Source organism: Roseobacter litoralis Och 149 (assembly GCF_000154785.2).
Classification (GTDB): domain Bacteria; phylum Pseudomonadota; class Alphaproteobacteria; order Rhodobacterales; family Rhodobacteraceae; genus Roseobacter; species Roseobacter litoralis.
Genome location: NC_015730.1, coordinates 1,341,207 through 1,364,350, shown reverse-complemented (window position 1 = coordinate 1,364,350; position 23,144 = coordinate 1,341,207). Strand labels below are relative to the sequence as shown.

Below are 23,144 nucleotides of genomic sequence, written 5' to 3'. Positions count from 1 at the left end.
CGCTGATCTGATCCCCCGTTATCCAGCGTTTTTGATCTGGCCAAGCCTCTAGATATGCGGCTTACTGCGCGTTGAAACGTCGCCATGATGTGACGCAACAGGACAGGTGGAGCGTGCAGCCGATGTCAAAAGATCCGTTGATGCAACCCTTTCAACTCAAACATCTGACGTTGAAGAACCGCATCATGACAACCAGCCATGAACCTGCCTATCCCGAAGACGGCATGCCCAAGGAACGCTACCGCGCCTATCACGAAGAACGCGCCAAGGCCGGGCTTGCCCTTGCGATGACCGCAGGTTCGGCGGCGGTGTCCAAAGACAGCCCGCCGGTGTTCAACAACGTTCTGGCCTATAAGGATGAGGTGGTGCCATGGATCACCGATCTGACCGATGCCTGCCATGCGCATGGCTGTGCTGTGATGATCCAGCTAACCCATCTTGGACGGCGCACGACGTGGAACAAAGGCGACTGGTTGCCCTCCCTTTCATCCTCGCGCCACCGCGAACCTGCGCATCGTGCCTTTCCCAAACTGATCGAAGACTGGGATATTGACCGGGTGATCACCGATTTCGCCGACGCAGCCGAGCGGATGCAGGCCGGTGGCATGGATGGGATCGAATTGCAGGTCTATGGCCATCTGATGGACCAGTTCTGGTCACCGCTCACGAACGATCTGTCCGGTCCCTACGGTGCCGACACGTTGGAAAACCGGATGCGGTTTCCGCTGGATGTCTTGGGGGCCATTCGAAAACGCGTGGGTGAAGATTTCATCATTGGCTTTCGTTTTACCGCCGATGAGGTGCAAAAAGATGGAATTACCCCCGAAGAGGGCCTGCGCATTTCAAAAATCCTCGCCGATGATGGGCGTCTCGATTTCCTGAATGTGATCCGGGGGCGCATACACACGGACCCTGCGATGGTCGACGTGATCCCGGTGCAGGGCATGAGCAATGCGCCACATCTTGATTTCGCCGGGGCGGTCAAAAAGGCGACCGGCCTGCCCACATTCCACGCCGCCAAAATCCCCGATGTGGCGACTGCGCGACATGCGGTGGCAAACGGGCTGCTCGATATGGTCGGGATGACGCGGGCGCATATGGCTGACCCGCATATTGTCCAGAAGATCCGCGAGGGACGCGAGGACGATATACGCCCTTGCGTCGGGGCCACCTTTTGTCTGGATCGGATTTATCAGGGCGGCGAGGCGCTGTGCATTCACAACGCAGCCACCGGGCGCGAACTCTCCATGCCGCACGTCATAGCCCCGGCCCCTGGCCCACGCCATATTGTGATTGTCGGCGCAGGCCCGGCAGGGCTTGAGGCCGCCCGTGTCGCCGCCGAGCGCGGGCACGTTGTCACGGTCTTTGAGGCGCAAGCCGATCCCGGTGGGCAAATCCGGCTGACCATCCAGAACCCGCGCCGCCGCGATATGATTTCAATCATCGACTGGCGCATGGCCCAATGTGCCGCGCGCGATGTGCGTTTTCATTTCAACACATGGGCCGAACCTGAAACCATCACCGACCTGAATCCGGATGTGGTGATCGTGGCGACGGGCGGCCTGCCAAACACCGAACTTTTCGAGGCTGGCCGCGACACACCCCATGTGATCAGCAGTTGGGAGATGATCGCAGGCGATGTGAAACCGGCCGATCACGTTTTGATCTATGATGAAAGCGGCGACCATCCGGGGCTGCAAGCCGCCGAAACAGCCGCCTTAGCGGGCGCAAAAGTCGAGGTAATGACGCCTGATCGCGTGTTTGCGCCCGACATCATGGCGATGAACCTGACGCCTTATATGCGCGCGCTGCAGGACAAGGACGTCACCTTTACCGTGACGCGCCGCCTGCTGGATGTGGCGCGCAATGGCAACAAGTTACGTGCCACAATCGGGACGGATTACAGCGATCACAGCTATCAGACCGATTACGACCAGATCGTTGTGAACTATGGGACCTTCCCGCTGGATGAGCTTTACCACGCGCTGAAACCAAACAGCAGCAACCTTGGCGCGGTGGATTATGACGCGCTGATCGCGGGCGGGGTGCAGAATGTGAACACCAACCCCGATGGCGCGTTTCAGCTTTTCCGGATCGGGGATGCGGTTTCGGCCCGCAACACACATGCGGCGATTTACGACGCCCTACGGCTGGTCAAGGACTTGTGAGCACGCATCCGGCGACCCCGACGCACACTCAGTCGCGCTTTGAGGACGCATAGGCTTGCGACGCTGCATAGTAATCGTCAAACCCGATCCGGCTGCGCAGCTCGCCAAAATCCATCAATCCGGGCCGCTGATCCGCGCGCATTGCGCGCAACGATGTGACCATCGCCTGCATCGCCGCCGCCATCAGCGACAGCGGATAGGCCGCGATGGAATAGCCGATGTCATGCAGGGCCGCATTTGGCAAATCCGGTGTTTCCCCACCTTCGACGATATTCGCCATCTTGGGACCGGGCAGGTTTGAGCAGATCTCCTGCATCTCTGTGGTGGATTTAGGGGCCTCCACGAACAGGATATCCGCGCCAAGTTCGGCAAAGACCGCCGCCCGTTCGATCGCCTCTGACAGCCCGTGTTCATGACGCGCATCCGTGCGGGCAAGGATCAGTATGTCGCCGCCGTCTTCGCGCAAGGCATCGCGCGCATCCACCGCCGCCTTGATCCTGTCATATGCCTCCTGGCGCGCCACGACGGCCTTACCCGGCGTGTGCCCGCATCTTTTCGGGGCAAGCTGGTCTTCGATCATCACCGACGCACAACCGGCTTGCGCAAACCCCGTCACCGTGCGGCGCACGTTCATCGCATTGCCATAGCCCGTATCGCCATCCCCGATCAGCGGAATGTCGATGGCATTGGCGATGTTGCGGGCCTGATCCACGACTTCGCCATAGCTCATCAAGCCCAGATCCGGCGCGCCGATCCGGCTGGCGGAGGCGGCAAAGCCGGACATGAAGGTCAGATCATACCCCTCCTGCGCGATCAGCTTGGCCGAGAGCGCGTCAAAACAACACGGCATCACATGGCATTTATCCTGCGCCAGCAAGGTACGGAGCGTTTTCGCAGCATTCATGACTTCACCATTTGAAAGGGATATAAAGCGCCAGATCCGGCACCACATAAAGGATGCCAACCGTGAACAACATCAGCATCAGGAACGGCCAGACCCCGCGTGCAACATCCGCCAAGGTGGCGCGCGCAACCGATTGTATGACATAGAGGTTTAGACCCACCGGCGGCGTGATCAGGGCACATTCCACCATGATCACCATGTAGATGCCGAACCAGATCGGATCGAATCCCAGACCCATCGCCGCGGGCAGCAGCACCGGCGTCATGATCAGGATCATCGACAGGGCTTCAAACACCAGCCCCATCAACAACAGCACGACCGAGACGACCAGAATGAACATGATCGGCCCGTCTATGGTCTGGGCAAGGAATGCCGAAATATCCTGCGGGATGCGATACAGGGCGATGGCCTTGCCAAAGATTTTCGCCCCCGCCACGATCAACAGGATCGCCGCTGTGGTGATCGCGGATTCGCGCACCGCTTCCCAGAATTTGGCCAGCGTCATGGTGCGCAACCAGAATACGGTGATCAACAGGGCCGCAGCAAAGCCAATCGCAGCCGCTTCTGTGGGGGTGAACGCCCCGGAATAGAGACCCACGATGACAAGAGCCGCAAGCGCCACAGACGGCAGGGCGCGCTTTGAGGCTGTCGCGCGTTCGCGCATCGACGCCTTGGGCACCGGCGTGTACCCGCCCCACAGGCGCGCATGCAACATGGCAAAAAGGACAAAGAGTGTGACCAGCACAGCCCCCGGCCCGATGCCTGCCAGAAACAGCGCAATCACCGATTGCTCGGTCACAAAACCATAGACGATCATCGGAATGGAGGGCGGTATGAGAATGCCCAGCGTGCCGCCCGCCGCCAGCAACCCGTAGACAAAGCGTTTTTCATATCCGCGGTTTATCATTTCCGGAATGGCCACCGTGCCAATCGTGGCAGCCGTCGCAACTGAAGAACCGGAAATGGCGGCAAAGAGCGCGCAGCTTAGGATCGTGGCGACCGCAAGGCCACCGGGCCAGTGCCCGACCCAAGCCTGAACGGCGGCGAATAGATCACGCCCGACGCCGCCCTTGAGCAGCAGGTTCGACATCAGCAGAAACAGCGGCACCGCCAGAAGGATGAAGCCATCCAAGGTCGAGAGCAGCGATTGCGGCGCCATGAGCGGTGAAAAGCCGCCCAGCAGCAGCATGCCAAGCCCCATGCCACCCAGCGCAAAGGCGACCGGCACCCCGACCAGCAAGAGCCCGAAAAGGCACCCCAGAATAAGCAGGATCGTCATTCGTGCGTCGCTCCAAGGCTTGTGGTGCCAGCACCCGGCAGACGGATCAACTCAACAAGGCCTTGCAAGGCGAGCATGCCGAACCCGACGGGTACGGACAGTTCGGCAATCCAGACCGGCAAGTTCAGCAGCGACCCTGTCGTGCGCCCACGTGAAAAGCTCTCGTAGAATATATGCCAGCCGTAAATCGCGACGATCGAGGAAAACACAATAACCGCCACCAGCGCGAAAGCGGCGCAGAGCTTCTGCGCGCCCTCGGGCAAGAGGTTGGTGACAGCGTTCACCGTAATATGGCGACGCAAAACCAACAGATGCGGCAGCGCCAGAAAACACCCCCAGATCAGGCAAAGCTGACTGAGTTCAGCGGCCCAGATCGTCGGTTTGACAAAGAAGTATCTGGCGATCACCTCATAGGTGAGCATGGCACCCGTGGCAGCCATCAAAATGGCCCCAATGGCACAAAACGCCCATGATATTTTATTTATGACTGACATTTTTTTGCAGAGACGGATGGCCGGTAAGCCATCCGCTTTTCCCTTATTTTACAGAGACGTCAGGAGCCACCTGCACCTAAAGAATCAAGGATCTTCTGACCTGCTTCACCCGTCGCCTCAAGGTAGGAATCATAAACAGGCTGTGCGACCTCCTGCCATGCGGCCAGTTCAGCATCTGACAGGTCCACAATGGTCATCCCGTTCTCCTCAGCGGCTTTATAGGCTGCCGCTTCGATGCCGCTCATGCGGTCGCGTACATCGTCTTGCGCCACTTGTGCTGCTGCCTTGATATGGCCCTGCAACTCGGGTGACAGGCCGTCCCACCAGTCGTTGTTCACGACAACCACAAATTCGATGTTTGCGTGGTTGGTTTTGGTAATTGTATCCATCACTTCCCAAAGCTTGCGGGATTTGACACCGGATATGCCGGTCATACCAACATCAACCGTCCCACGCTGGTAGGCCAGATATTGCTCCGAGCCGGAAATCAATGTGGGCGCCCCGCCCGCTGCGGTAACAAAGTCACCAAGCGTTTTGCCAAACACCCGCGCTTTTTTGCCCTTCATGTCTTCGGGAGTGCGGATCGGGCCACCTTGTGACAGCAAGATCGCACCACCATAGGCCTGCCAATAGAGAACCTGACCGCCGGTTTTGGCGATTTCCTCTTCAAGCACAGCCCGCACGGGCGACCCTTCGGCCACGGCGGCACGCACCTTGTCCTCAGTGTTGAACAGGAACGGCATATAGAAAACGTCAACAACAGGCGCATCGCCGACATAGCGCGTCAGGGACGCAACCCCAGCTTCAATAGCACCAGAACCGACAGCGGCTGGAACTTCCTTGTCTTTGTAGAGTGTCGCGCTGTCGTAGATTTCCACGTCAATCGCGCCGCCGGTTCTTTCCTCAACCTCTTTTTCGAACAGAACGAGGTTCTCACCCAGGTGGCTGGTCAGTGGCAGCTGCAACGAGATGCGCATTTTCTCCTGCGCAATGGCGGCACCGCTCACGGCGCTCAACGCAACAGCGCCCAATATTGCATTTCTGAACATTTGTTTCCTCCCTTGAAATCTTCTTTTTGGAGTTGCGACGTTAACGGCGCTTCCGGAACTTGCAACCGTTTATTCGGCCGAACCTCTGCACGGCAGCGCAAAGGGTTATCGCAGCACTGCTTTCAGAAACGCTTGGGTCCGTGGTTTTTGCGGTGCCGTGAATATCTGCTCCGGTTTCCCCTGCTCAAGGATACGCCCGCCATCCATAAAGCAGATGCGATCCGCCACCTCGCGAGCAAAGCCCATTTCATGGGTCGCAAGCAACATCGTCATACCTTCGGCGCGCAGATGGCGCAAAACGCTGAGCACCTCGCCCACGAGTTCAGGATCAAGGGCCGCCGTAATTTCATCAAACAGCATGATTTCGGGTTCCATGGCCAGCGCACGGATCACGGCGACACGCTGCTGTTGCCCCCCTGACAACTGGTCGGGATACTTATGCATATGCTGCGCGAGGCCAAAGCGGTTAAACAACGCCTCGGCCTTGTCGGTTCGGGCATCCGCCGATTGTTTCAGCACCCGGCGCGGCGCCAGTTGCACATTCTCAATCGCGCTCATATGCGGAAACAGGTTGTATGATTGAAAGACGATGCCAATGCGCCGTCGGATCGGGGCCAGATCAATCCCCGGTTCCGAGATATCCACACCGTCAAGCCAGATTGACCCTTCATCAATTGCTTCAAGCTGGTTGATGCAGCGCAGGAGCGTCGATTTACCCGACCCCGACGCGCCAATCAGGCAGATCATTTCGCCCGCATGCACATCCAGATCAATACCGGACAGAACCTGATTGTCCGCAAAGGATTTCTGCACGCCGCGCAGCGACAGTTTAGCTTCGGGCATTGCGGTCTCGGTTCAACAGATAGTCGGCGTAGCGCGTGGCGGGCACGGTCACCATCAAAAAGATCACTGCAGCCACCAGATAAGGCGTGAAATTGGCCAGCAGGCTTTTGTAGATGCCCGCCTGACGCAATATTTCGACCGGGCCGATAAAGCTGAGCAATGCCACATCCTTCTGAAGGGCCACCAGCATGTTCATATTGGCAGGCACCACGCGGCGGATGGCCTGCGGCAGCACGACATAGCGCATGGTGTCCCGCTCCGACAGGCCCAGACAGATGGCGGCGTTGCGCTGACTGGCATGCACGCTCTCGATGCCGGAGCGCAGCACCTCGGCCACATAGGCCGAGTAGGTCAGCACCAGCGCCACCGTTCCCCAGATGTAGGGCGAATTCCAAGGGCGCGGCAGACCAAGCCCCGGAATACCAAACCCGATCAGATAGATGGTCAGGATTACCGGCACGCCGCGAAACACATCCACATAGACGGCACCGAATATCCGCAGCGGGAAAAGGGCGGGCGCGCGTGCGCCGCGCGCCAGCGCAATGGCAAGCCCCAGTCCGAGGATCAGCGGCACCGACCACGCGAAAATCATGACATCAATCATGAAAGCCTGCAAAAGCGTCGGGAAGGTTTCGGCAAACACGGCGGCGTCAAAAAAGCTGGCCTTGACAGCTTGCCAGCCCGGCGCAAGCGGCACAAGCAGGATCATTGCGACCAGCACAAGCGCCGTACTCACGCCCGCAATGCTCAGCGACCGACGCCGCTGGTGGGCCTCGTATGCCTGTCTGCGGTTCACCACCGGCTCACTGGATCAGTGGCACACCGGTCGCTTCCTGCAACCATTGCGCCTCGATAGCGGCAAGGCTGCCATCGGCCTTCATCTCCGTAAGTGCCGCATCAACACATTCCTTCAGCGGATTGCCTTCGGTCATAAGCGCGCCGAAATGATCAGGGTTCTTGGTTTCATCCGCGGTAAACTGGCCAAGCACTTGCCCACCCTCCAACACAACCGCCCCCAGATAAAGCGCGGTGGGCAGATCAAAGAGTGCTGCATCTATCTGACCCGCTTTCATGGCCTCGACCACATTGACATTGTCGTCATAAATCAGCGGAGGGCTTTCAGGCGCGATCTTTTCCATGACCACCGGCAGCGCGGTCGTGGTCGCGACGACACCCCATTTCAACCGTTTCAATGTTGCCATATCAGCGGTCAGCCCGTCCGCGCCACGCACCAGCACTGCCATCGGTGCGGTGTAGTAAGGCAGTGAAAAATCCACGACTTTATCGCGCTGTTCCGTGATGGAAAACTGCTGCATGTTCAGATCGAAGTCTTTTGCCCCCGGCTGGATCGCCTGATCAAATGACGTGCGGGTCCAGATCACGTCGCCCTGCATAAACCCCATCTTGCCCGCCAGCGCATAGGCCACTGCCGCCTCGAACCCCTGCCCGCTTTCCGGTGCATCATCCAGCACCCAAGGGTAATAGGCCGGGTTGCCGGTGGCGATGGTCAGCTTGCCCGCGCTGATGGTCTTGCCCTCGTGGCAGCTTTGCGCCTGCGCGCCGCCCACGGCAATCATTGACGCAATGATGGAAATGGCCAGGACCTTATGCATTTCGACTTCTCCCCACTTGGTTGTGATGCTTGGTACTTTTATTGCGGCCCTCATGGTGTCGCGCAAGGGGCAAGACATGACGGAGCGGCCGACATCGGAATTATCCCGCCCGGTGCTGCGAATTCGATCCGGTGGTGGTTGACGCTGCTCAGTGGGAATGCACTAACTGCGCCAACACCAGCACGGGGAATTTCAGCATGTCTGAAGAAAACGAACGTCACAACGCCAAGATGCGTAAGATCAAAGCGGCACGCGACAAGATGATGGAGCAAAAGACCGAACAAAAGGGTCTCATCATGGTGCATACCGGGAAGGGCAAAGGGAAATCATCGTCTGGTTTCGGGATGATCATGCGCTGTATTTCGCACAAGATTCCCTGCGCCGTGGTCCAGTTCATCAAGGGCAACTGGGACACGGGCGAGAAGTCGTTCCTGCGTGACAATTATGCGGATGAATGCCGGTTTTTCGTTTCCGGCGAAGGCTTTACATGGGAAACACAGGACCGTGCGCGCGACATTGCGGCGGCGGAAAATGGCTGGCGGATCGCGAAAGAACAAATCCTCGATCCCGACATTCAATTCGTGCTGCTGGATGAGATAAACATCGCGCTGCGCTATGACTATCTGAACATCGACGAGGTGGTCGATTTCCTGCTGACGCAAAAGCCTCACATGACCCACGTCTGCCTGACCGGGCGCAATGCCAAGCCTGAACTGATTGAGGCCGCAGATCTCGTGACCGAGATGACTTTGGTGAAACACCCTTTCAAAGATGGTGTCGTTGCCCAAAAAGGCATCGAGTTCTAGGGGAACGCGCATGGGTCGCGCGATCATGCTGCAGGGCACAGGCTCTGATGTAGGCAAGTCGCTTTTGGTGGCAGGGCTTTGCCGCGCCGCCAAGCGTCGCGGAATATCTGTCGCGCCGTTCAAGCCGCAAAACATGTCCAACAACGCAGCAGCCACGACAGACGGGGGCGAGATCGGCCGCGCGCAGGCTTTGCAGGCTTTTGCCTGCGGGCTTGACCCGACGGTGGACATGAACCCGATCCTGCTCAAGCCTGAAACCGAAACCGGCTCGCAGGTGATTGTTCAGGGCCAGCGCATGACCTCCGTTGCGGCGGGCGATTATGCAAAGCTGAAACCGAAATTGCTCGGCCCTGTGCTCGACAGCTTCAACCGGCTCAAGGCGCAATATGATCTGATCATCGTCGAAGGCGCGGGCAGCCCGGCAGAGGTGAATCTGCGCAGCAATGATATCGCCAATATGGGCTTTTCTGAGGCGGCGCAGGTTCCCGTGCTGCTTTGTGGAGACATCAACCGAGGCGGTGTGATCGCGCAGGTGGTAGGTACGCAAGCAGTGATATCGCGCGCTGACGCAGGAATGATAAAAGGGTTTTTTATCAACAAGTTTCGCGGCGATCCGAAACTTTTTGATGAAGGCTATGAGATCATAAAAAACCATACTGGCTGGCCCGGCTTTGGCGTGCTGCCGTGGTTTGCTGATGCCTGGAAGCTCCCGGCTGAAGACGCCTATGATATCAAAACGCCAACTCGCAAAGACGGCCTACACATCGTGTGTCTGCACCTGTCTCGCATCGCAAATTTCGATGACTTGGACCCGCTGAGCCATGAACCGGACGTACAGATGACCATGCTGCGCGCCGGTGAGGTTTTGCCTGCGGATGCGGATATCGTGATCTTGCCGGGCAGCAAATCAACGCGGGGTGATCTGGCCTTCCTGCGTGCGCAAGGATGGGACATTGATCTGGCCGCGCATCTGCGCCGTGGCGGCCATGTGCTGGGCTTGTGCGGCGGGTATCAGATGCTGGGGCAGTCCATTGTCGACCCTGATGGCATAGAAGGCCCCCCCGGCACGACGGAGGGTTTGGGGTTTCTGGACATCACCACGGTCATGACGCCGCAAAAACGGGTCGCCCGGATCACAGCGAAACACGCGCAGAGCGGCGCGATGTTCCCCGCCTATGAAATTCACGTTGGCCGCACAGAAGGGCCCGACTGCGCCCGCCCCTTTGCTTATGTTGACGGGAAACCCGATGGTGCGATCAGTCAGAACGCGCGGGTCATGGGCACCTATCTGCACGGTATGTTCACGGATGATGCGTTCAGGGCGCAATGGCTTGCACAGTTCGATGTGACGCAGAACGCATCCTACACGGCGACGGTTGAAACCACCCTTGACGCTCTGGCGACGCATCTTGAAACCCATGCGGATGTTGACGGTATACTGGGGCTGGCGCTTTAGACAGGGCCATTCAAGACCAGCACGGCATCACTGGAAACACAACCACCCCGATTGACTCCGCGCGCGTCAGGCCACAGACCTTGGTACAATGACCAACACGCAGGACAGACCACCCCATGGAACTCAGCGCACATCACCCCTATCCCTCGCGACGCTCTGCTGTTGCGGCAGATAACATCGTGTCATCCTCGCATCCTTTGGCCACGCAAGCCGGGGTGTCCATGATGGCGCAGGGCGGAAATGCGGTGGATGCCGCCCTTGCCACCGCGATTGCGCTGACCGTCGTTGAGCCAACAGGCAATGGCATCGGCTCAGATGCCTTTGCCATTTTGTGGGATGGGCAGGACTTGCATGGGTTAAACGCATCCGGCCGTGCGCCGGCCGATTATACACCTGAGCGGTTTGCCGGGCTTGATCAGATACCGATGCACGGCTGGGGCTCTGTCACTGTACCGGGGGCGGTGTCGGCCTGGGTTGCGCTGTCGGACCGCTTTGGCAAATTGCCCTTTCCGGCCTTGTTTGAACCAGCGATCCGCTATGCGGAACACGGATTTCCTGTCTCGCCCGTCATTGCAAAATTATGGCAGCGCGCGGCAGAGCAACTGGCCGCTCAGCCCGGCTTTGCCGATGCTTTCCTTCCCGGTGGCCGCGCCCCGCGCGCAGGCGATTATTTCCAAAGTGCCGGTCACGCCCGTTCATTGCGACTGATCGCCGAAACCAAGGGGAAAGCGTTCTATGAAGGTGTGCTGGCCGAGGAAATCGCGGCGCATGCGCAGGCCCATGGCGGCGCGCTGACGGCGGCGGATCTGGCGGCGCACAAGGCAGATTGGTGCGGCACAATCGCGCGCGATTTTGACGCGGTAACGCTGCATGAAATCCCGCCAAACGGTCAGGGCATCGCGGCGCTTATGGGCTTGGGTATCCTGTCCCAGACCAACATCCGTGACCTTGACCCTGACAGCGCGCAGGCTTTCCATTTACAGGTTGAGGCCATGAAACTTGCCCTGCGCGACGCCGAAGGCTTCGTGGCGGATGCGGATCACATGACATCCGTCACCGCACAGGACTTGCTGGACGATGCGTATCTCGCAACGCGGGCGGCGGAAATCAATGTGAACACCGCAAGCGACTTTAAATCAGGCGCGCCGAAACGCGGCGGCACCGTGTATCTGAGCGCAGCAGATGCAAGTGGGATGATGGTTTCATTCATTCAATCTAATTATATGGGTTTTGGGTCCGGCGTGGTTGTGCCGAATACCGGAATATCAATGCAAAACAGGGGTTTCGGGTTTTCTCTTGACCCATCACATCAAAATCACATCGCCCCCGGCAAACGCCCGTTTCATACGATTATCCCCGGCTTCCTCATGCGCGACGGCGCGCCCCTGATGAGCTTTGGGGTCATGGGGGGCCCCATGCAGGCGCAAGGGCATGTTCAGATGGTGTTGCGTACGCAACTCTGGGGTCAGGACCCACAGATGGCGGTGGATGCCCCCCGCTGGCGCGTGACGCAAGGTCTCGGCGTCGCATGCGAAACGACCATGGCCCCCGATACGATTTCGACCCTGCGCGCGATGGGGCATGACATCACGCTGGAAACCCCGGACAATGCCTTTGGTTTTGGCGGCGCGCAGCTCATTCACCGCCAGCCGGGGCGCGGGTATGTCGCCGGCTCCGACCCACGCAAAGACGGCTGCGCCATTGGCTTTTAATCCCGCAGCGTCAGGTAAATTTTCGGAACAGCTTGGTGCTGTCAAAGATGTCTTCCAGCTCTTGCATGCGCTCTTTGGTCTCGTCCCAATGCAGCCCCTGCACGGCGGCAATCATCGTTTCGACCAACAGTAATGTGGTGGCGGCTGAATCCCACGCCGAGGGCACAACGATACGACTGCTGAGCGTGATATCGGCCAGCGGATGCACCGGCGATCGCCACTGATCGGTAAAGAGCACGATCCGCGCGCCGCGCGCATGGGCCAGTTCCGCCAGTTTCAGCGTGTTGTTTTCATAGCGCCGCACGTCAAAGATCACAAAGACATCCCCCTTGCCCGCATTCAACAAATAGTGCGGCCAGCTGTTTGATGTGGACTGCACATGCGTCAGGTTCGGGCGGATCACCTGCATGTGCAGAAAAAGATATTCCGCCATTGTATGCGTGATCCGCCCCCCCACGATATAGAGATGCCGCGCGGGATCGGCGACCAGCGCACAGGCCTCATCAAAGCCTGCCGGATCAATGTGGCCCAGCGTATGACGGATGTTGTCGATCACCGCATCGGTAAAACGGTTGAGGATATGACCCGAGGGCGCAGCCTCCGCCCATGTTTCATGCTTGGCGATGGGGCTTTTGACCTTGGCGCGCAATTCCTCGCGCAGTTCGGCCTGAAAGTCGGGGTAGCCTTTGTACCCCAGCTTTTGCACCATCCGCGCCACCGTCGGCACCGACACATTGGCATCCTTGGCCAGCGCGGTCAAAGGACCAAGACCAGAGGCCGGGTAATTTTCGAGAATCGAGAGGGCCAACTGCCGCTCGGCACGCGTGAGGTCTTCCAGCTTTTGCTGGATACGATCCGATATGGTCTGCGCGGCTTCTGCCATACGCCCCTCCAAATTGTTCACAAAATTACCAGCAGCGGCACGACTGTGATATTTTTTTCACAATTTTGTTGACATATCTTCGCTGTGGCAAGCACTTTATCGAACAGGGGTGTAGATGAATCAGACGCAACAGATGAACAATGACGCGGTGGTCGAGGTGCTGAATGCCTCGGGCGCTTCGGATATTGTGTTGGTTTGCGAACATGCCAGTGCGTTCATTCCGACTGCGCTCAATGATCTTGGCCTGTCCGCCGAGGCGCGGCACAGCCATGCGGCCTGGGACCCCGGTGCCAAGGCCGTGGCCTGTGAAATGGCCCGGCAATTAGACGCACCATTGGTGGCGTCAAAGGTGTCGCGGCTGGTCTATGACTGCAACCGCCCGCCCGATGCGCCCAGCGCCATGCCGGAGCGTAGCGAAGTTTTCGACATCCCCGGCAACAAAAAACTGACACGAAATGACCGCGAAACCCGGGTGGCCAGATACTACACCCCCTTTCATGACCGGCTGAAGCAGGTTTTGTCCACAAAGCCTGATCCCGTTGTGGTGACGATCCACAGTTTCACCCCGATCTACCAAGGCATCCAAAGAGAGGTTGAGGTCGGCATCCTGTATGATCAGGATACACGGCTTGCCGACGCGATGTTGGAGGTCGAAACCGGCACGTTTGTGACCCGGCGCAATGATCCTTACGGGCCTGCCGATGGAGTCACACATACCTTGAAAGAACACGCGCTGCCGCAGGGCCGCCGCAATGTGATGATCGAAATTCGCAACGATCTGATCGAAACAGCGGACGCGCAGACCTCTTTGGCGATACAGATGTCACGTTGGGTCGCGGACGCAGTCACGCAAAGCAAGGACATCTCATGCAGGGTCTGATGCGGGGATATATTCGCGGCGTTGATGCGGTCAACTATCGCCTTGGGCGCGTGGCGATGTACGGGATATTCGTGTTGATGGCGATCCTGCTGTGGTCTTCGGTCAGCAAGACGTTCTTTCTGCCCACGCTCTGGACGCTGGAAATGGCGCAGTTCGTGATGGTCGGCTATTATGTCCTAGGCGGGCCCTATTCGATCCAACTGGGGGCGAATGTGCGGATGGACCTGCTTTATAGTGAATGGTCGATCCGGCGCAAAGCGTGGTTTGACCTGATAACCGTGTGTTTCCTGATCTTTTACCTCAGCGTGTTGCTTTATGGCGCGGTCAGTTCCACGGCCTATTCACTGGGCTATTGGAAAGACGCGCCGTTTTCCTATCTGTTTGGCGTCGTGATCGGCACCGAGGAAGTCGGCCGGATGGAACGATCATCGTCGGCCTGGCGACCCTATATGTGGCCGATCAAGGCGGTGATGATCGTGGGGTTTTTCCTGATGCTGCTGCAATGCGTCTCTGAGCTGTTCAAGGACGTGCTGCGTCTGAAAGGTCAGACCATCTAATGCCTTATGAATTGATCGCCACGCTGATGTTTTCGACCATGATGCTGATGCTGCTGACGGGTCAGCGGGTCTTTGGCGCGATTGGGTTTGTTGCGGTGATTGCCGCCTTGCTCCTTTGGGGGGACCGGGGCGGGTATGATCTTGGTTTTGCTGCCGCGATGAAGCTGATGAAGTGGTATCCGCTGCTGACCCTGCCGATGTTCATTTTCATGGGCTATGTGCTGTCAGAGAGCAAGATCGCCGATGATCTCTACCGGATGTTCCACGTCTGGATGGGCGGCGTGCGGGGCGGGCTTGCCATCGGGACCATCGGGTTGATGGTTCTGATTTCCGCCATGAACGGTTTGAGCGTTGCAGGCATGGCCATCGGGGCGACGATCGCCCTGCCTGAGTTGCTGAAACGGGGGTATGACAAGCGGATGGTGACGGGCGTGATACAGGCGGGGTCCTCCTTAGGGATCCTGGTGCCCCCGTCCGTTGTGCTGGTCCTTTATGCCATGATCGCGCGTCAACCTGTGGGGCAGTTATGGCTGGCGGGGGTCATTCCGGGGCTGATGATGGCAGCGATGTTTGTGATCTACATTGCACTGCGCTGTCGGTTGAACCCCGCCTTGGGCCCTGCCCTCAGCGCCGAGGATCGCGACATGCCCCGCGCGGAAAAGATGGCGCTCTTGCGCGCAGGCCTGCTGCCGCTCACGATCTTTGCCGTCATGATGGTGCCTTTTGTAAACGGCTGGACCTCGCTGGTCGAAAGCTCGGCCATCGGCGCGCTGGCCGCCTTTTTCGCCGCTGTGTCCAAGGGCCGCATGACCCGGGAAGTGTTCGAGAACTCGGTGCGCAATACCCTTGGCATCACCTGTATGTTCATGTGGATCATCCTCGCGGCCCTTGCCTTTGGCGCGGTGTTTGACGGCCTCGGCGCTGTCAAAGCCATCGAGAGTCTCTTCACAGAGCAACTCAGCCTCAGCCCCTGGACGATCCTCATTCTGATGCAGCTGAGCTTTATCCTGATGGGCACGTTTCTGGATGATACGGCCATGCTGGTGATTGTCGCCCCGCTTTATGTGCCGCTGGTGGGCGAATTGGGGTTTGATCTGATCTGGTATGGTATCCTCTATACGATCACCACACAGATCGCTTACATGACGCCGCCCTTTGGCTATAACCTATTTTTAATGCGTGCCATGGCACCGCCTGAGATTACGCTCCGCGACATCTATGCCTCCATCACGCCCTTTGTGATGGTCATGGTGGTGGCCCTTGCCCTGGTGATGGTGTTTCCGGGCCTTGCCCTTTGGTTGCCCGAAACCGTTTACGGAAAATGAAAAGCAAGATCAGGATAACCTGACATAACCCAATAAGGAGAGTGAAGATGACAACGAGACGTAAGTTTATCCAAGGGGCCGCCGTGGCCGCCCCGGCGGCGCTGGCGACACCCGCGCTGGCACAAAGCACCATAACATGGCGCATGCAGACCTATGCCGGTGCGGCACTGGCAGAGCATGTGATTGACCCCGCAATTGAGATGTTCAACAAGATTGCGGGCGACCGCATGCAGATTGAGCTTTTCTACGCGGATCAGATCGTGCCCACGGGCGAGTTGTTCCAGGCTTTGCAACGCGGCACCATCGACGCTGTGCAATCGGATGACGACAGCATGGCGTCGCCCACCGAGGTTACGGTGTTTGGCGGCTATTTCCCGTTCGGGTCGCGCTATAGCCTCGACGTGCCGGTGCTGTTCAACCAGTATGGACTGAACGAGATCTGGGACGAGGAATATTCCGCCGTCGGTGTGAAACATATTTCAGCTGGCGCATGGGACCCGTGTCATTTCGCGACCAAAGACCCCATTCGCAGCCTCGAAGACCTCAAGGGCAAGCGCGTCTTTACCTTCCCTACGGCGGGCCGCTTCATGTCGCAGTTCGGCGTGGTCCCTGTGAACCTGCCGTGGGAAGACATCGAGGTCGCCATGCAAACGGGCGAGCTGGATGGCATCGCATGGTCCGGCATCACCGAGGATTACACCGTCGGCTGGGCGGATGTGACCAACTACTTCCTGACCAACAACATCTCCGGTGCCTGGGCCGGGTCGTTCTTTGCAAATATGGACCGCTGGAACGAGTTGCCCGAAGACCTGCAAACGCTGTTCCGGGTGTGCTGTGACCAGTCGCATTATTACCGCCAGTGGTGGTACTGGGGCGGCGAGGCGAACCTGCGCGTCAACGGCAGCAAGCTGGAACTGACCACCATCCCGGACGAAGAATGGGCCACCGTCGAAAACGCAGCATTGGAGTTCTGGGAAGAGATCGCCGCGGAATCCGACGTCAAACGCCGCGTCGTGGATATCTTCAAACAGTATAATTCCGACATGTTGAAAGCGGGTCGTCCGTACCGCTATACCTGATTTCGTGCGGGGCGGCTTTGCGGTCGCCCCCACCTCCCCCTGATGACGAAAGAACACACCCATGCCCGGCACCCTCAGCTTTGATGATCTGAAATCGCGCGTTACCGACGGCAGCATCGACACGGTGCTGGCCTGTTTTCCCGACATGCAGGGCCGCCTGATGGGCAAGCGCTTTCACGCGGTCAACTTCGTGGAGACGTCCTTTAAGGAAACCCATTGCTGCAACTACCTGCTGGCCACGGACCTTGAGATGGCAACGCCCGAAGGCTATGCCGCCAGCAGCTGGCAGGGCGGCTATGGCGATTATGTCATGCAGCCCGATCTGGACACGATCCGGCCCGTGCCATGGCTGGAGGGCACCGCGATGGTGCTCTGTGATATCCTTGATCACCACACCCACGCCGAGGTGCCCCATTCGCCGCGCGCGATGCTGAAAAAGCAGATCGCCCGGCTGAAAGCGCTCGGATTTGACGCGATGATGGCCACCGAGCTTGAATTTTTCCTGTTTGAGAAATCCTTTGACGATATTCGAAAGAGCGGTTTTCGCGATATGGCGCCAATCAGCGGCTATAACGAGGATTACCACATCTTCCAGACCACCAAGGAAGAAGGGGTCATGCGGCCCATCCGCAACCATCTATATGCAGCTGGCCTGCCGATCGAGAACTCCAAGGGCGAGGCCGAGGCAGGACAGGAAGAGCTGAACATCCGCTATTCAGAGGCGCTGCTGTGTGCCGATCACCACACCATCGCCAAAAACGCCATCAAGGAAATCGCATGGGCGCAGGGTCATGCCGCGACCTTCCTGCCCAAGTGGCACCATGACCGCGTGGGCAGTTCCAGCCATGTGCATCAATCGCTTTGGCAGGATGACACGCCGGTCTTTGTTGACGACGCCGACCCGCTGGGCATGTCGGGGCTGATGAAAAACTATATGGCGGGGCTGATTGCCTATGCACCCGATTACACGTTCTTTTTGGCCCCCTACATCAACAGCTACAAACGCTTTGCCAAAGGGACGTTTGCGCCCACGAAAACCGTCTGGTCCGTGGACAACCGGACCGCCGGGTTCCGCCTGTGCGGCGAGGGCACCAAAGGCGTGCGGGTGGAATGTCGCATCGGTGGCTCGGATCTGAACCCTTACCTTGCGCAAGCGGCGATGCTGGCTGCAGGGATCAAGGGGATTGAAGACAGGATGCCCCTGCCCGCCCCCACCACTGGCGACGTCTATGAAGACGCCAAAGCCGCCGATATCCCGCAAACCCTGCGCGCGGCCACGCAAACTCTGCGCGACTCCGCCATGCTGCGCGCGGCCATGGGCGACGATGTGGTCGACCACTACACCCGCTGCGCGGCGTGGGAACAAGAAGAATTTGACCGCATCGTGACCGACTGGGAAGTCGCACGCGGTTTTGAAAGGGCCTGAAGCATGATCACCTGTATCTCCCCCATTGATGGCAGCGTCTATGCCCAGCGACCGACCCTGAGCACGGAGGACGCACAAGCCGCCGTGGCCTGCGCACGAGAGGCACAACGCGACTGGGCCACGCGCCCGCTCAGCGAGCGCATCGCGCTTGTCCAAAAGGCGGTGGCCAATGTGGGCGCCATGAACGATGAGATCGTGCCCGAACTGGCGCATCAAATGGGCCGCCCCATCCGCTACGGCGGTGAATTCGGCGGTTTCAACGAACGCGCGAGTTACATGGCCGAAATCGCAAAGGACGCGCTGGCCGATATCGTGATCGAAGACAGCGCCGCCTTTCGCCGGGTCATCAAACGCGTCCCCCACGGCGTTGTTCTGGTCGTGGCCCCGTGGAATTATCCCTATATGACCGCAATTAATACCGTGGCCCCTGCCCTGATCGCGGGCAATGCGGTGATGCTCAAACACGCGAGCCAGACCCCACTGGTGGGCGAACGCCTCGCGCAGGCCTTTCACGCGGCAGGCATCCCCGGGGATGTGTTTCAAAACGTGTTTCTCGATCATCAGACGACATCTGACCTGATCGCCGCAAAATCCTTTGGCTTTGTGAACTTCACAGGCTCGGTCGGCGGTGGGCAGGCGATTGAACGCGCGGCGGCGGGCACCTTTACCGGAGTCGGACTGGAACTGGGCGGCAAGGATCCGGGGTACGTCTGTGATGATGCCGATATCGACGCGGCGGTGGATACGCTGATCGACGGGGCAATGTTCAACTCCGGGCAATGCTGCTGCGGGATCGAACGGATTTACGTCGCCGAGCAGCATTTTGACGCCTTTGTCGAAAAGGCGGTGGCCATCGTCAGCGGCTACACGCTGGGCAACCCGCTGGACCCCGAAACGACGCTTGGCCCCATGGCGCATGCACGTTTTGCCGAGGAGGTCCGCGCCCAGACCCGCGAGGCGATCGCTGCCGGTGCCAAGGCGCATATCGACCCCGCGCTGTTCCCGCAGGACGCGGGCGCATATCTCATGCCGCAAATCCTCACCAATGTGAGGCACGACATGCGCGTGATGCGCGACGAAAGCTTTGGCCCCGTCGTAGGCATCATGCCCGTCAAGGACGATACTGAGGCCATCCGCCTGATGAATGACAGCAATTTCGGCCTCACCGCGTCCATCTGGACCCGCGATGCAACCCGCGCCGAGGAAATCGCCGACCAGATCGAAACCGGCACGGCATTCTTGAACCGGGCCGATTACCTCGACCCCGGCCTGTGCTGGACCGGCTGCAAAGACACCGGGCGCGGCGGTGGCCTGTCGGTGATCGGCTATCACAATCTGACGCGCCCCAAATCCTACCACCTCAAGAAAGCCTGAGCCCATGACCCTTTCAGCAAACTGGTCCTATCCAACCGCCATCCGCTTCGGTGCAGGCCGTATTTCAGAGATCGGGGAGGCCTGTGCGGCTGCCGGGATCAAAAAACCCCTACTCATCACGGACCGTGGCCTTGCAGAGATGGACATCACCACCCGCACGCTCGACCTGATGGAGGCGGCGGGCCTTGGCCGCGCGATCTTTGCCGATGTGGACCCGAACCCCAACGAAAAGAACGCCGCCGCTGGTGTTCAGGCTTTCAAAGAGGGCGGCTATGACGGTGTGATTGCTTTCGGCGGTGGCTCCGGCCTTGATCTGGGCAAGCTGGTCGCTTTTCTGGCAGGCCAAACCCGACCGCTGTGGGATTTTGAGGACATCGGCGATTACTGGACGCGCGCGGATGCCGATGCCATCGCGCCGATCATCGCCGTGCCCACCACAGCGGGGACCGGTTCAGAGGTGGGCCGTGCCTCCGTCATCACCAATTCTGAAACCGAAGAGAAAAAGATCATATTCCATCCGAAATTCCTGCCCAGCGTTGTGATCTGCGACCCTGAGCTGACGGTTGGCATGCCGAAATTCATCACGGCAGGCACGGGGCTTGATGCCTTCGCCCATTGTGTGGAGGCATTCTGCTCACCGCATTACCACCCCATGTCACAGGGCATCGCGCTTGAGGGCATGCGGCTGGTCAAAGACTACCTGCCACGCGCCTATGCCGACGGCAGCGATCTGGAGGCGCGCGCGCAGATGATGTCAGCCGCAGCCATGGGGGCCACCGCGTTTCAAAAGGGGCTTGGAGCCATTCATGCCTTGTCCCACCCGATTGGCGCCATCCATCATACGCACCACGGAACCACCAATGCCGTATGCATGCCAGCGGTGTTGCAGTTCAACAAATCAGCGATTGCCACCCCACTTGCCGGTGCTGCGGCCTATCTGGGTATCGAGGGTGGTTTCGTTGGTTTCTGTGATTTCGTGAATGAGTTGAATGCGGCACTCGGCATCCCCAAATCTCTCGCTGAGCTTGGCGTGACGTCCCCCGATGTCGAACGGATCGTTGATGGCGCGCTCAATGACCCTAGCACAGGCGGCAATCCGGTTGAGATGACAAAGGCCAACACGACCACTTTGCTTGAAAGCATCCTTTAAGCCGCAACTCTATCCAGGTTTTCAGGCAGCTGCGGCGCGCGATCCAATAGCCGCGCTGCGCTGTCTGCTTTGCGCACAAACGATGTGGTAAGACTGTATTATTGGGTTTGCGTTATGCTTGACGGACGCAAACCAAACAGTGATGCTTAAAATATGGGCAGTTTAAGAACTTGTTTACTGATCGCCTTGGTCGCGCTACCTCTCGCGCGGCCGAGTGCTGCCGATGACGCGCTGTTTCGGGTATTTGCGGAATGCGCCGGGCGGTTTTCTGCTGAGCGAGAACACGCTTGGCTGGTCGGTGACCCTGACGCTGACCTTTATGATGACCAACGCCTCGTGTTTTTATCGCTGCTCGATGCAACCCTGCCGAGGGCACGGGCGCGTGATGCCCTGGCCCACCGGGTCGATGTAAAAATGGCCCATGCCTCATTGCTGAGACGGGCCACCTTTTCTCAGCATCCTGAACACGTCACCAGAGCCAGACACCTCGCCGCCGCATACAGAAAAACCTGTCTGGAACTGCTTTTGGACAGCTAACGCCGCGCGGTTTACCGCTCGCCTTATTTTTAGGCACTTTTTGACGCAGCGGTCAAAAAACAGGCAGTCGGCCACAGTGTCTTTGCATTATCACACGCGACGACTCCATCCCACCCCCGTTATCGACATAGCTTCTGGACTGACTGAACAAGTCATTCAAAACCGTGCGACGGCAATGGCCTAGGAACCAATACTGCCGCCGCACGCCGCAATAAATTGCGTGTGTAGGATATGGGGAAGGTCAACAGACTTCACAAGCCTGCCGCGCATCGTAAGAGAGGAATTTACGATGTCACGAAAAATGCTTGGCGCGACAACCGCCCTTGTGATGGCAGGAACGCTGCCCGCTCTGGCCGATTGCCCCATCAAGGTTGGTGTGCTGCACTCCCTGTCCGGAACCATGGCGATTTCCGAGACGACCCTCAAAGACACGATGGAAATGCTGGTGGAGCAACAAAACGACAAAGGCGGTCTGCTGGGGTGCGAGATTGAAGCGGTCGTTGTGGATCCCGCGTCCGATTGGCCGCTGTTTGCCGAGAAGGCGCGCGAGTTGTTGACGGTGCAGAACGTCGATGTGATTTTCGGATCATGGACATCGGTGTCGCGCAAATCCGCCCTGCCTGTTCTTGAAGAACTGAACGGCCTGATGTTCTACCCCGTGCAATATGAGGGCGAAGAAAGCTCAAAGAATGTCTTTTACACGGGTGCCGCGCCAAACCAACAGGCGATCCCGGCAACCGACTACTTTCTTGAGGAACTGGGCGTCGAAAAGTTTGCGCTGCTGGGAACCGACTACGTTTATCCGCGCACGACAAACAACATCCTCGAAGCCTATCTGAAAGACAAGGGCATCGCTGCTGAAGACATCTTTGTGAACTACACGCCCTTTGGCCACTCTGATTGGTCCAAGATCGTGGCAGATGTTGTGGCACTGGGCGCAGACGGCAAAAAGGTCGGCGTAATTTCGACCATCAATGGCGATGCAAACGTGGGCTTTTACAAGGAGTTGGCAGCGGCTGGCATCTCAGCGGATGACATCCCCGTGGTTGCCTTTTCCGTTGGTGAAGAAGAGCTTGCGGGTCTCGACACCTCAAACCTTGTGGGTCATCTGGCGGCGTGGAATTACTTCCAATCGGCAGAATCCGATGCCAATGATGCATGGGTCACCGCCTGGAAAGCCCGCATGGGTGATGAGCGCGTGACAAACGATCCGATGGAAGCGCATTACATCGGCTTCAATATGTGGGTGAACGCAGTGACAGCGGCCAGCTCTACGGATGTTGATGCGGTACGCGCGGCGATGTACGGGCAGGAATTTCCGAACCTGACCGGTGGGACAGCCGTGATGTTGCCCAACCATCACCTCGCAAAACCAGTTCTGATTGGCGAAATTCAGGCGGATGGTCAGTTTGATATCATCTCGCAGACCGAAGAAGTCCCCGGCGATGCCTGGACGGATTTCCTGCCTGAATCCGCCGTGTTGAAGTCCGACTGGCAGGAGCTTGGCTGCGGTATGTACAACACCGAAACCAGTTCCTGTGTACAGATTAAATCCAATTACTGATCTGTCCTGAACGTTGAAACAGACGCGTGCCACAAGGCGCGCGTC

Annotated in this window: 20 protein-coding genes; 12 read left to right on the top strand and 8 right to left on the bottom strand. The window is 58.5% G+C overall.

Translation table 11 applies throughout. From position 1 onward, the window contains the following. The first annotated feature begins 122 nt into the window (after positions 1 to 122). The gene (locus tag RLO149_RS06395; protein ID WP_013961263.1) at positions 123 to 2,168 is read left to right on the top strand and encodes an NADH:flavin oxidoreductase; all 2,046 of its coding nucleotides are present in this window, start codon (positions 123 to 125) and stop codon (positions 2,166 to 2,168) included. 28 nt (positions 2,169 to 2,196) lie between these two features. Here the strand turns inward: RLO149_RS06395 and RLO149_RS06390 are convergent, their stop codons facing one another. The 7 genes from RLO149_RS06390 to RLO149_RS06360 all read right to left on the bottom strand — a co-directional run bounded on the left by RLO149_RS06390 (position 2,197) and on the right by RLO149_RS06360 (position 8,350). After that, entirely contained in the window at positions 2,197 to 3,072 is an 876-nt protein-coding gene (locus RLO149_RS06390; RefSeq protein WP_013961262.1) for an isocitrate lyase/PEP mutase family protein, read from the bottom strand. Between the two features lie 4 nt (positions 3,073 to 3,076). Then, positions 3,077 to 4,351, bottom strand: coding sequence for a TRAP transporter large permease (locus RLO149_RS06385; protein ID WP_013961261.1), 1,275 nt, complete (start codon positions 4,349 to 4,351; stop codon positions 3,077 to 3,079). Continuing rightward, on the bottom strand, positions 4,348 to 4,791 hold the full coding sequence (locus RLO149_RS06380; protein WP_013961260.1) for a TRAP transporter small permease: 444 nt from the start codon (positions 4,789 to 4,791) through the stop codon (positions 4,348 to 4,350). The genes RLO149_RS06385 and RLO149_RS06380 overlap by 4 nt, the downstream gene beginning before the upstream one ends. A gap of 113 nt (positions 4,792 to 4,904) precedes the next feature. After that, positions 4,905 to 5,894 carry a TRAP transporter substrate-binding protein gene (locus RLO149_RS06375; RefSeq protein ID WP_013961259.1) on the bottom strand — a complete coding sequence of 330 codons (990 nt, stop codon included), beginning with the start codon at positions 5,892 to 5,894 and terminating at the stop codon, positions 4,905 to 4,907. Positions 5,895 to 5,999: 105 nt separating this feature from the next. Then, positions 6,000 to 6,737 (bottom strand): amino acid ABC transporter ATP-binding protein, encoded by a 738-nt coding sequence (locus tag RLO149_RS06370; RefSeq protein WP_013961258.1) that lies wholly within the window; start codon positions 6,735 to 6,737, stop codon positions 6,000 to 6,002. Next, positions 6,724 to 7,536, bottom strand: coding sequence for an amino acid ABC transporter permease (locus tag RLO149_RS06365; RefSeq protein ID WP_013961257.1), 813 nt, complete (start codon positions 7,534 to 7,536; stop codon positions 6,724 to 6,726). Before RLO149_RS06365 ends, RLO149_RS06370 begins: the two co-directional genes overlap by 14 nt. Positions 7,537 to 7,540: 4 nt before the next feature. Further along, positions 7,541 to 8,350, bottom strand: coding sequence for an ABC transporter substrate-binding protein (locus tag RLO149_RS06360; RefSeq protein ID WP_013961256.1), 810 nt, complete (start codon positions 8,348 to 8,350; stop codon positions 7,541 to 7,543). Between the two features lie 197 nt (positions 8,351 to 8,547). Here RLO149_RS06360 and cobO point away from each other — a divergent pair, with 197 nt between their 5' ends. From cobO to RLO149_RS06345, 3 genes are all read left to right on the top strand, one after another. Further along, on the top strand, positions 8,548 to 9,156 hold the full coding sequence (gene cobO / locus RLO149_RS06355; RefSeq protein WP_013961255.1) for a cob(I)yrinic acid a,c-diamide adenosyltransferase: 609 nt from the start codon (positions 8,548 to 8,550) through the stop codon (positions 9,154 to 9,156). 10 nt (positions 9,157 to 9,166) lie between these two features. Then, a complete protein-coding gene (locus RLO149_RS06350; RefSeq protein ID WP_013961254.1) occupies positions 9,167 to 10,612 on the top strand; it encodes a cobyric acid synthase in 1,446 nt (481 codons plus the stop codon). Between the two features lie 116 nt (positions 10,613 to 10,728). Continuing rightward, the gene (locus RLO149_RS06345) at positions 10,729 to 12,324 is read left to right on the top strand and encodes a gamma-glutamyltransferase family protein (RefSeq protein ID WP_013961253.1); all 1,596 of its coding nucleotides are present in this window, start codon (positions 10,729 to 10,731) and stop codon (positions 12,322 to 12,324) included. A gap of 10 nt (positions 12,325 to 12,334) precedes the next feature. Here the strand turns inward: RLO149_RS06345 and RLO149_RS06340 are convergent, their stop codons facing one another. After that, complete coding sequence (locus RLO149_RS06340) at positions 12,335 to 13,207, bottom strand: MurR/RpiR family transcriptional regulator (protein WP_013961252.1); 873 nt, start codon at positions 13,205 to 13,207, stop codon at positions 12,335 to 12,337. A 115-nt stretch (positions 13,208 to 13,322) separates the two neighbouring features. Between RLO149_RS06340 and RLO149_RS06335 the strand changes: the two genes are divergently transcribed. From RLO149_RS06335 to urtA, 8 genes are all read left to right on the top strand, one after another. Continuing rightward, complete coding sequence (locus tag RLO149_RS06335) at positions 13,323 to 14,087, top strand: N-formylglutamate amidohydrolase (protein ID WP_013961251.1); 765 nt, start codon at positions 13,323 to 13,325, stop codon at positions 14,085 to 14,087. Next, complete coding sequence (locus tag RLO149_RS06330; RefSeq protein ID WP_013961250.1) at positions 14,075 to 14,644, top strand: TRAP transporter small permease subunit; 570 nt, start codon at positions 14,075 to 14,077, stop codon at positions 14,642 to 14,644. The genes RLO149_RS06335 and RLO149_RS06330 overlap by 13 nt, the downstream gene beginning before the upstream one ends. Beyond that, on the top strand, positions 14,644 to 15,969 hold the full coding sequence (locus RLO149_RS06325) for a TRAP transporter large permease (RefSeq protein ID WP_013961249.1): 1,326 nt from the start codon (positions 14,644 to 14,646) through the stop codon (positions 15,967 to 15,969). Before RLO149_RS06330 ends, RLO149_RS06325 begins: the two co-directional genes overlap by 1 nt. 47 nt (positions 15,970 to 16,016) lie before the next feature. Continuing rightward, positions 16,017 to 17,048 (top strand): TRAP transporter substrate-binding protein, encoded by a 1,032-nt coding sequence (locus RLO149_RS06320; protein ID WP_013961248.1) that lies wholly within the window; start codon positions 16,017 to 16,019, stop codon positions 17,046 to 17,048. A gap of 61 nt (positions 17,049 to 17,109) precedes the next feature. After that, positions 17,110 to 18,474: a glutamine synthetase family protein gene (locus RLO149_RS06315; protein ID WP_013961247.1), complete on the top strand. Its 1,365-nt coding sequence runs from the start codon at positions 17,110 to 17,112 to the stop codon at positions 18,472 to 18,474. 3 nt (positions 18,475 to 18,477) lie between these two features. Beyond that, on the top strand, positions 18,478 to 19,848 hold the full coding sequence (locus RLO149_RS06310) for an aldehyde dehydrogenase family protein (protein WP_013961246.1): 1,371 nt from the start codon (positions 18,478 to 18,480) through the stop codon (positions 19,846 to 19,848). 4 nt (positions 19,849 to 19,852) lie between these two features. Next, entirely contained in the window at positions 19,853 to 20,998 is a 1,146-nt protein-coding gene (locus tag RLO149_RS06305) for an iron-containing alcohol dehydrogenase (protein ID WP_013961245.1), read from the top strand. A gap of 826 nt (positions 20,999 to 21,824) precedes the next feature. Further along, positions 21,825 to 23,099: an urea ABC transporter substrate-binding protein gene (gene urtA / locus RLO149_RS06295; protein ID WP_013961243.1), complete on the top strand. Its 1,275-nt coding sequence runs from the start codon at positions 21,825 to 21,827 to the stop codon at positions 23,097 to 23,099. Positions 23,100 to 23,144 lie beyond the last annotated feature (45 nt).

What these genes read in the sequence shown, in the direction of transcription:
- RLO149_RS06395 (WP_013961263.1), top strand. Translation starts at nt 123, where the DNA reads ATGTCAAAAGATCCGTTGATGCAACCCTTTCAACTCAAACATCTGACG.
- RLO149_RS06390 (WP_013961262.1), bottom strand. Translation starts at nt 3,072, where the DNA reads ATGAATGCTGCGAAAACGCTCCGTACCTTGCTGGCGCAGGATAAATGC.
- RLO149_RS06385 (WP_013961261.1), bottom strand. Translation starts at nt 4,351, where the DNA reads ATGACGATCCTGCTTATTCTGGGGTGCCTTTTCGGGCTCTTGCTGGTC.
- RLO149_RS06380 (WP_013961260.1), bottom strand. Translation starts at nt 4,791, where the DNA reads ATGGCTGCCACGGGTGCCATGCTCACCTATGAGGTGATCGCCAGATAC.
- RLO149_RS06375 (WP_013961259.1), bottom strand. Translation starts at nt 5,894, where the DNA reads ATGTTCAGAAATGCAATATTGGGCGCTGTTGCGTTGAGCGCCGTGAGC.
- RLO149_RS06370 (WP_013961258.1), bottom strand. Translation starts at nt 6,737, where the DNA reads ATGCCCGAAGCTAAACTGTCGCTGCGCGGCGTGCAGAAATCCTTTGCG.
- RLO149_RS06360 (WP_013961256.1), bottom strand. Translation starts at nt 8,350, where the DNA reads ATGCATAAGGTCCTGGCCATTTCCATCATTGCGTCAATGATTGCCGTG.
- cobO (WP_013961255.1), top strand. Translation starts at nt 8,548, where the DNA reads ATGTCTGAAGAAAACGAACGTCACAACGCCAAGATGCGTAAGATCAAA.
- RLO149_RS06350 (WP_013961254.1), top strand. Translation starts at nt 9,167, where the DNA reads ATGGGTCGCGCGATCATGCTGCAGGGCACAGGCTCTGATGTAGGCAAG.
- RLO149_RS06345 (WP_013961253.1), top strand. Translation starts at nt 10,729, where the DNA reads ATGGAACTCAGCGCACATCACCCCTATCCCTCGCGACGCTCTGCTGTT.
- RLO149_RS06340 (WP_013961252.1), bottom strand. Translation starts at nt 13,207, where the DNA reads ATGGCAGAAGCCGCGCAGACCATATCGGATCGTATCCAGCAAAAGCTG.
- RLO149_RS06335 (WP_013961251.1), top strand. Translation starts at nt 13,323, where the DNA reads ATGAATCAGACGCAACAGATGAACAATGACGCGGTGGTCGAGGTGCTG.
- RLO149_RS06330 (WP_013961250.1), top strand. Translation starts at nt 14,075, where the DNA reads ATGCAGGGTCTGATGCGGGGATATATTCGCGGCGTTGATGCGGTCAAC.
- RLO149_RS06325 (WP_013961249.1), top strand. Translation starts at nt 14,644, where the DNA reads ATGCCTTATGAATTGATCGCCACGCTGATGTTTTCGACCATGATGCTG.
- RLO149_RS06320 (WP_013961248.1), top strand. Translation starts at nt 16,017, where the DNA reads ATGACAACGAGACGTAAGTTTATCCAAGGGGCCGCCGTGGCCGCCCCG.
- RLO149_RS06315 (WP_013961247.1), top strand. Translation starts at nt 17,110, where the DNA reads ATGCCCGGCACCCTCAGCTTTGATGATCTGAAATCGCGCGTTACCGAC.
- RLO149_RS06310 (WP_013961246.1), top strand. Translation starts at nt 18,478, where the DNA reads ATGATCACCTGTATCTCCCCCATTGATGGCAGCGTCTATGCCCAGCGA.
- RLO149_RS06305 (WP_013961245.1), top strand. Translation starts at nt 19,853, where the DNA reads ATGACCCTTTCAGCAAACTGGTCCTATCCAACCGCCATCCGCTTCGGT.
- urtA (WP_013961243.1), top strand. Translation starts at nt 21,825, where the DNA reads ATGTCACGAAAAATGCTTGGCGCGACAACCGCCCTTGTGATGGCAGGA.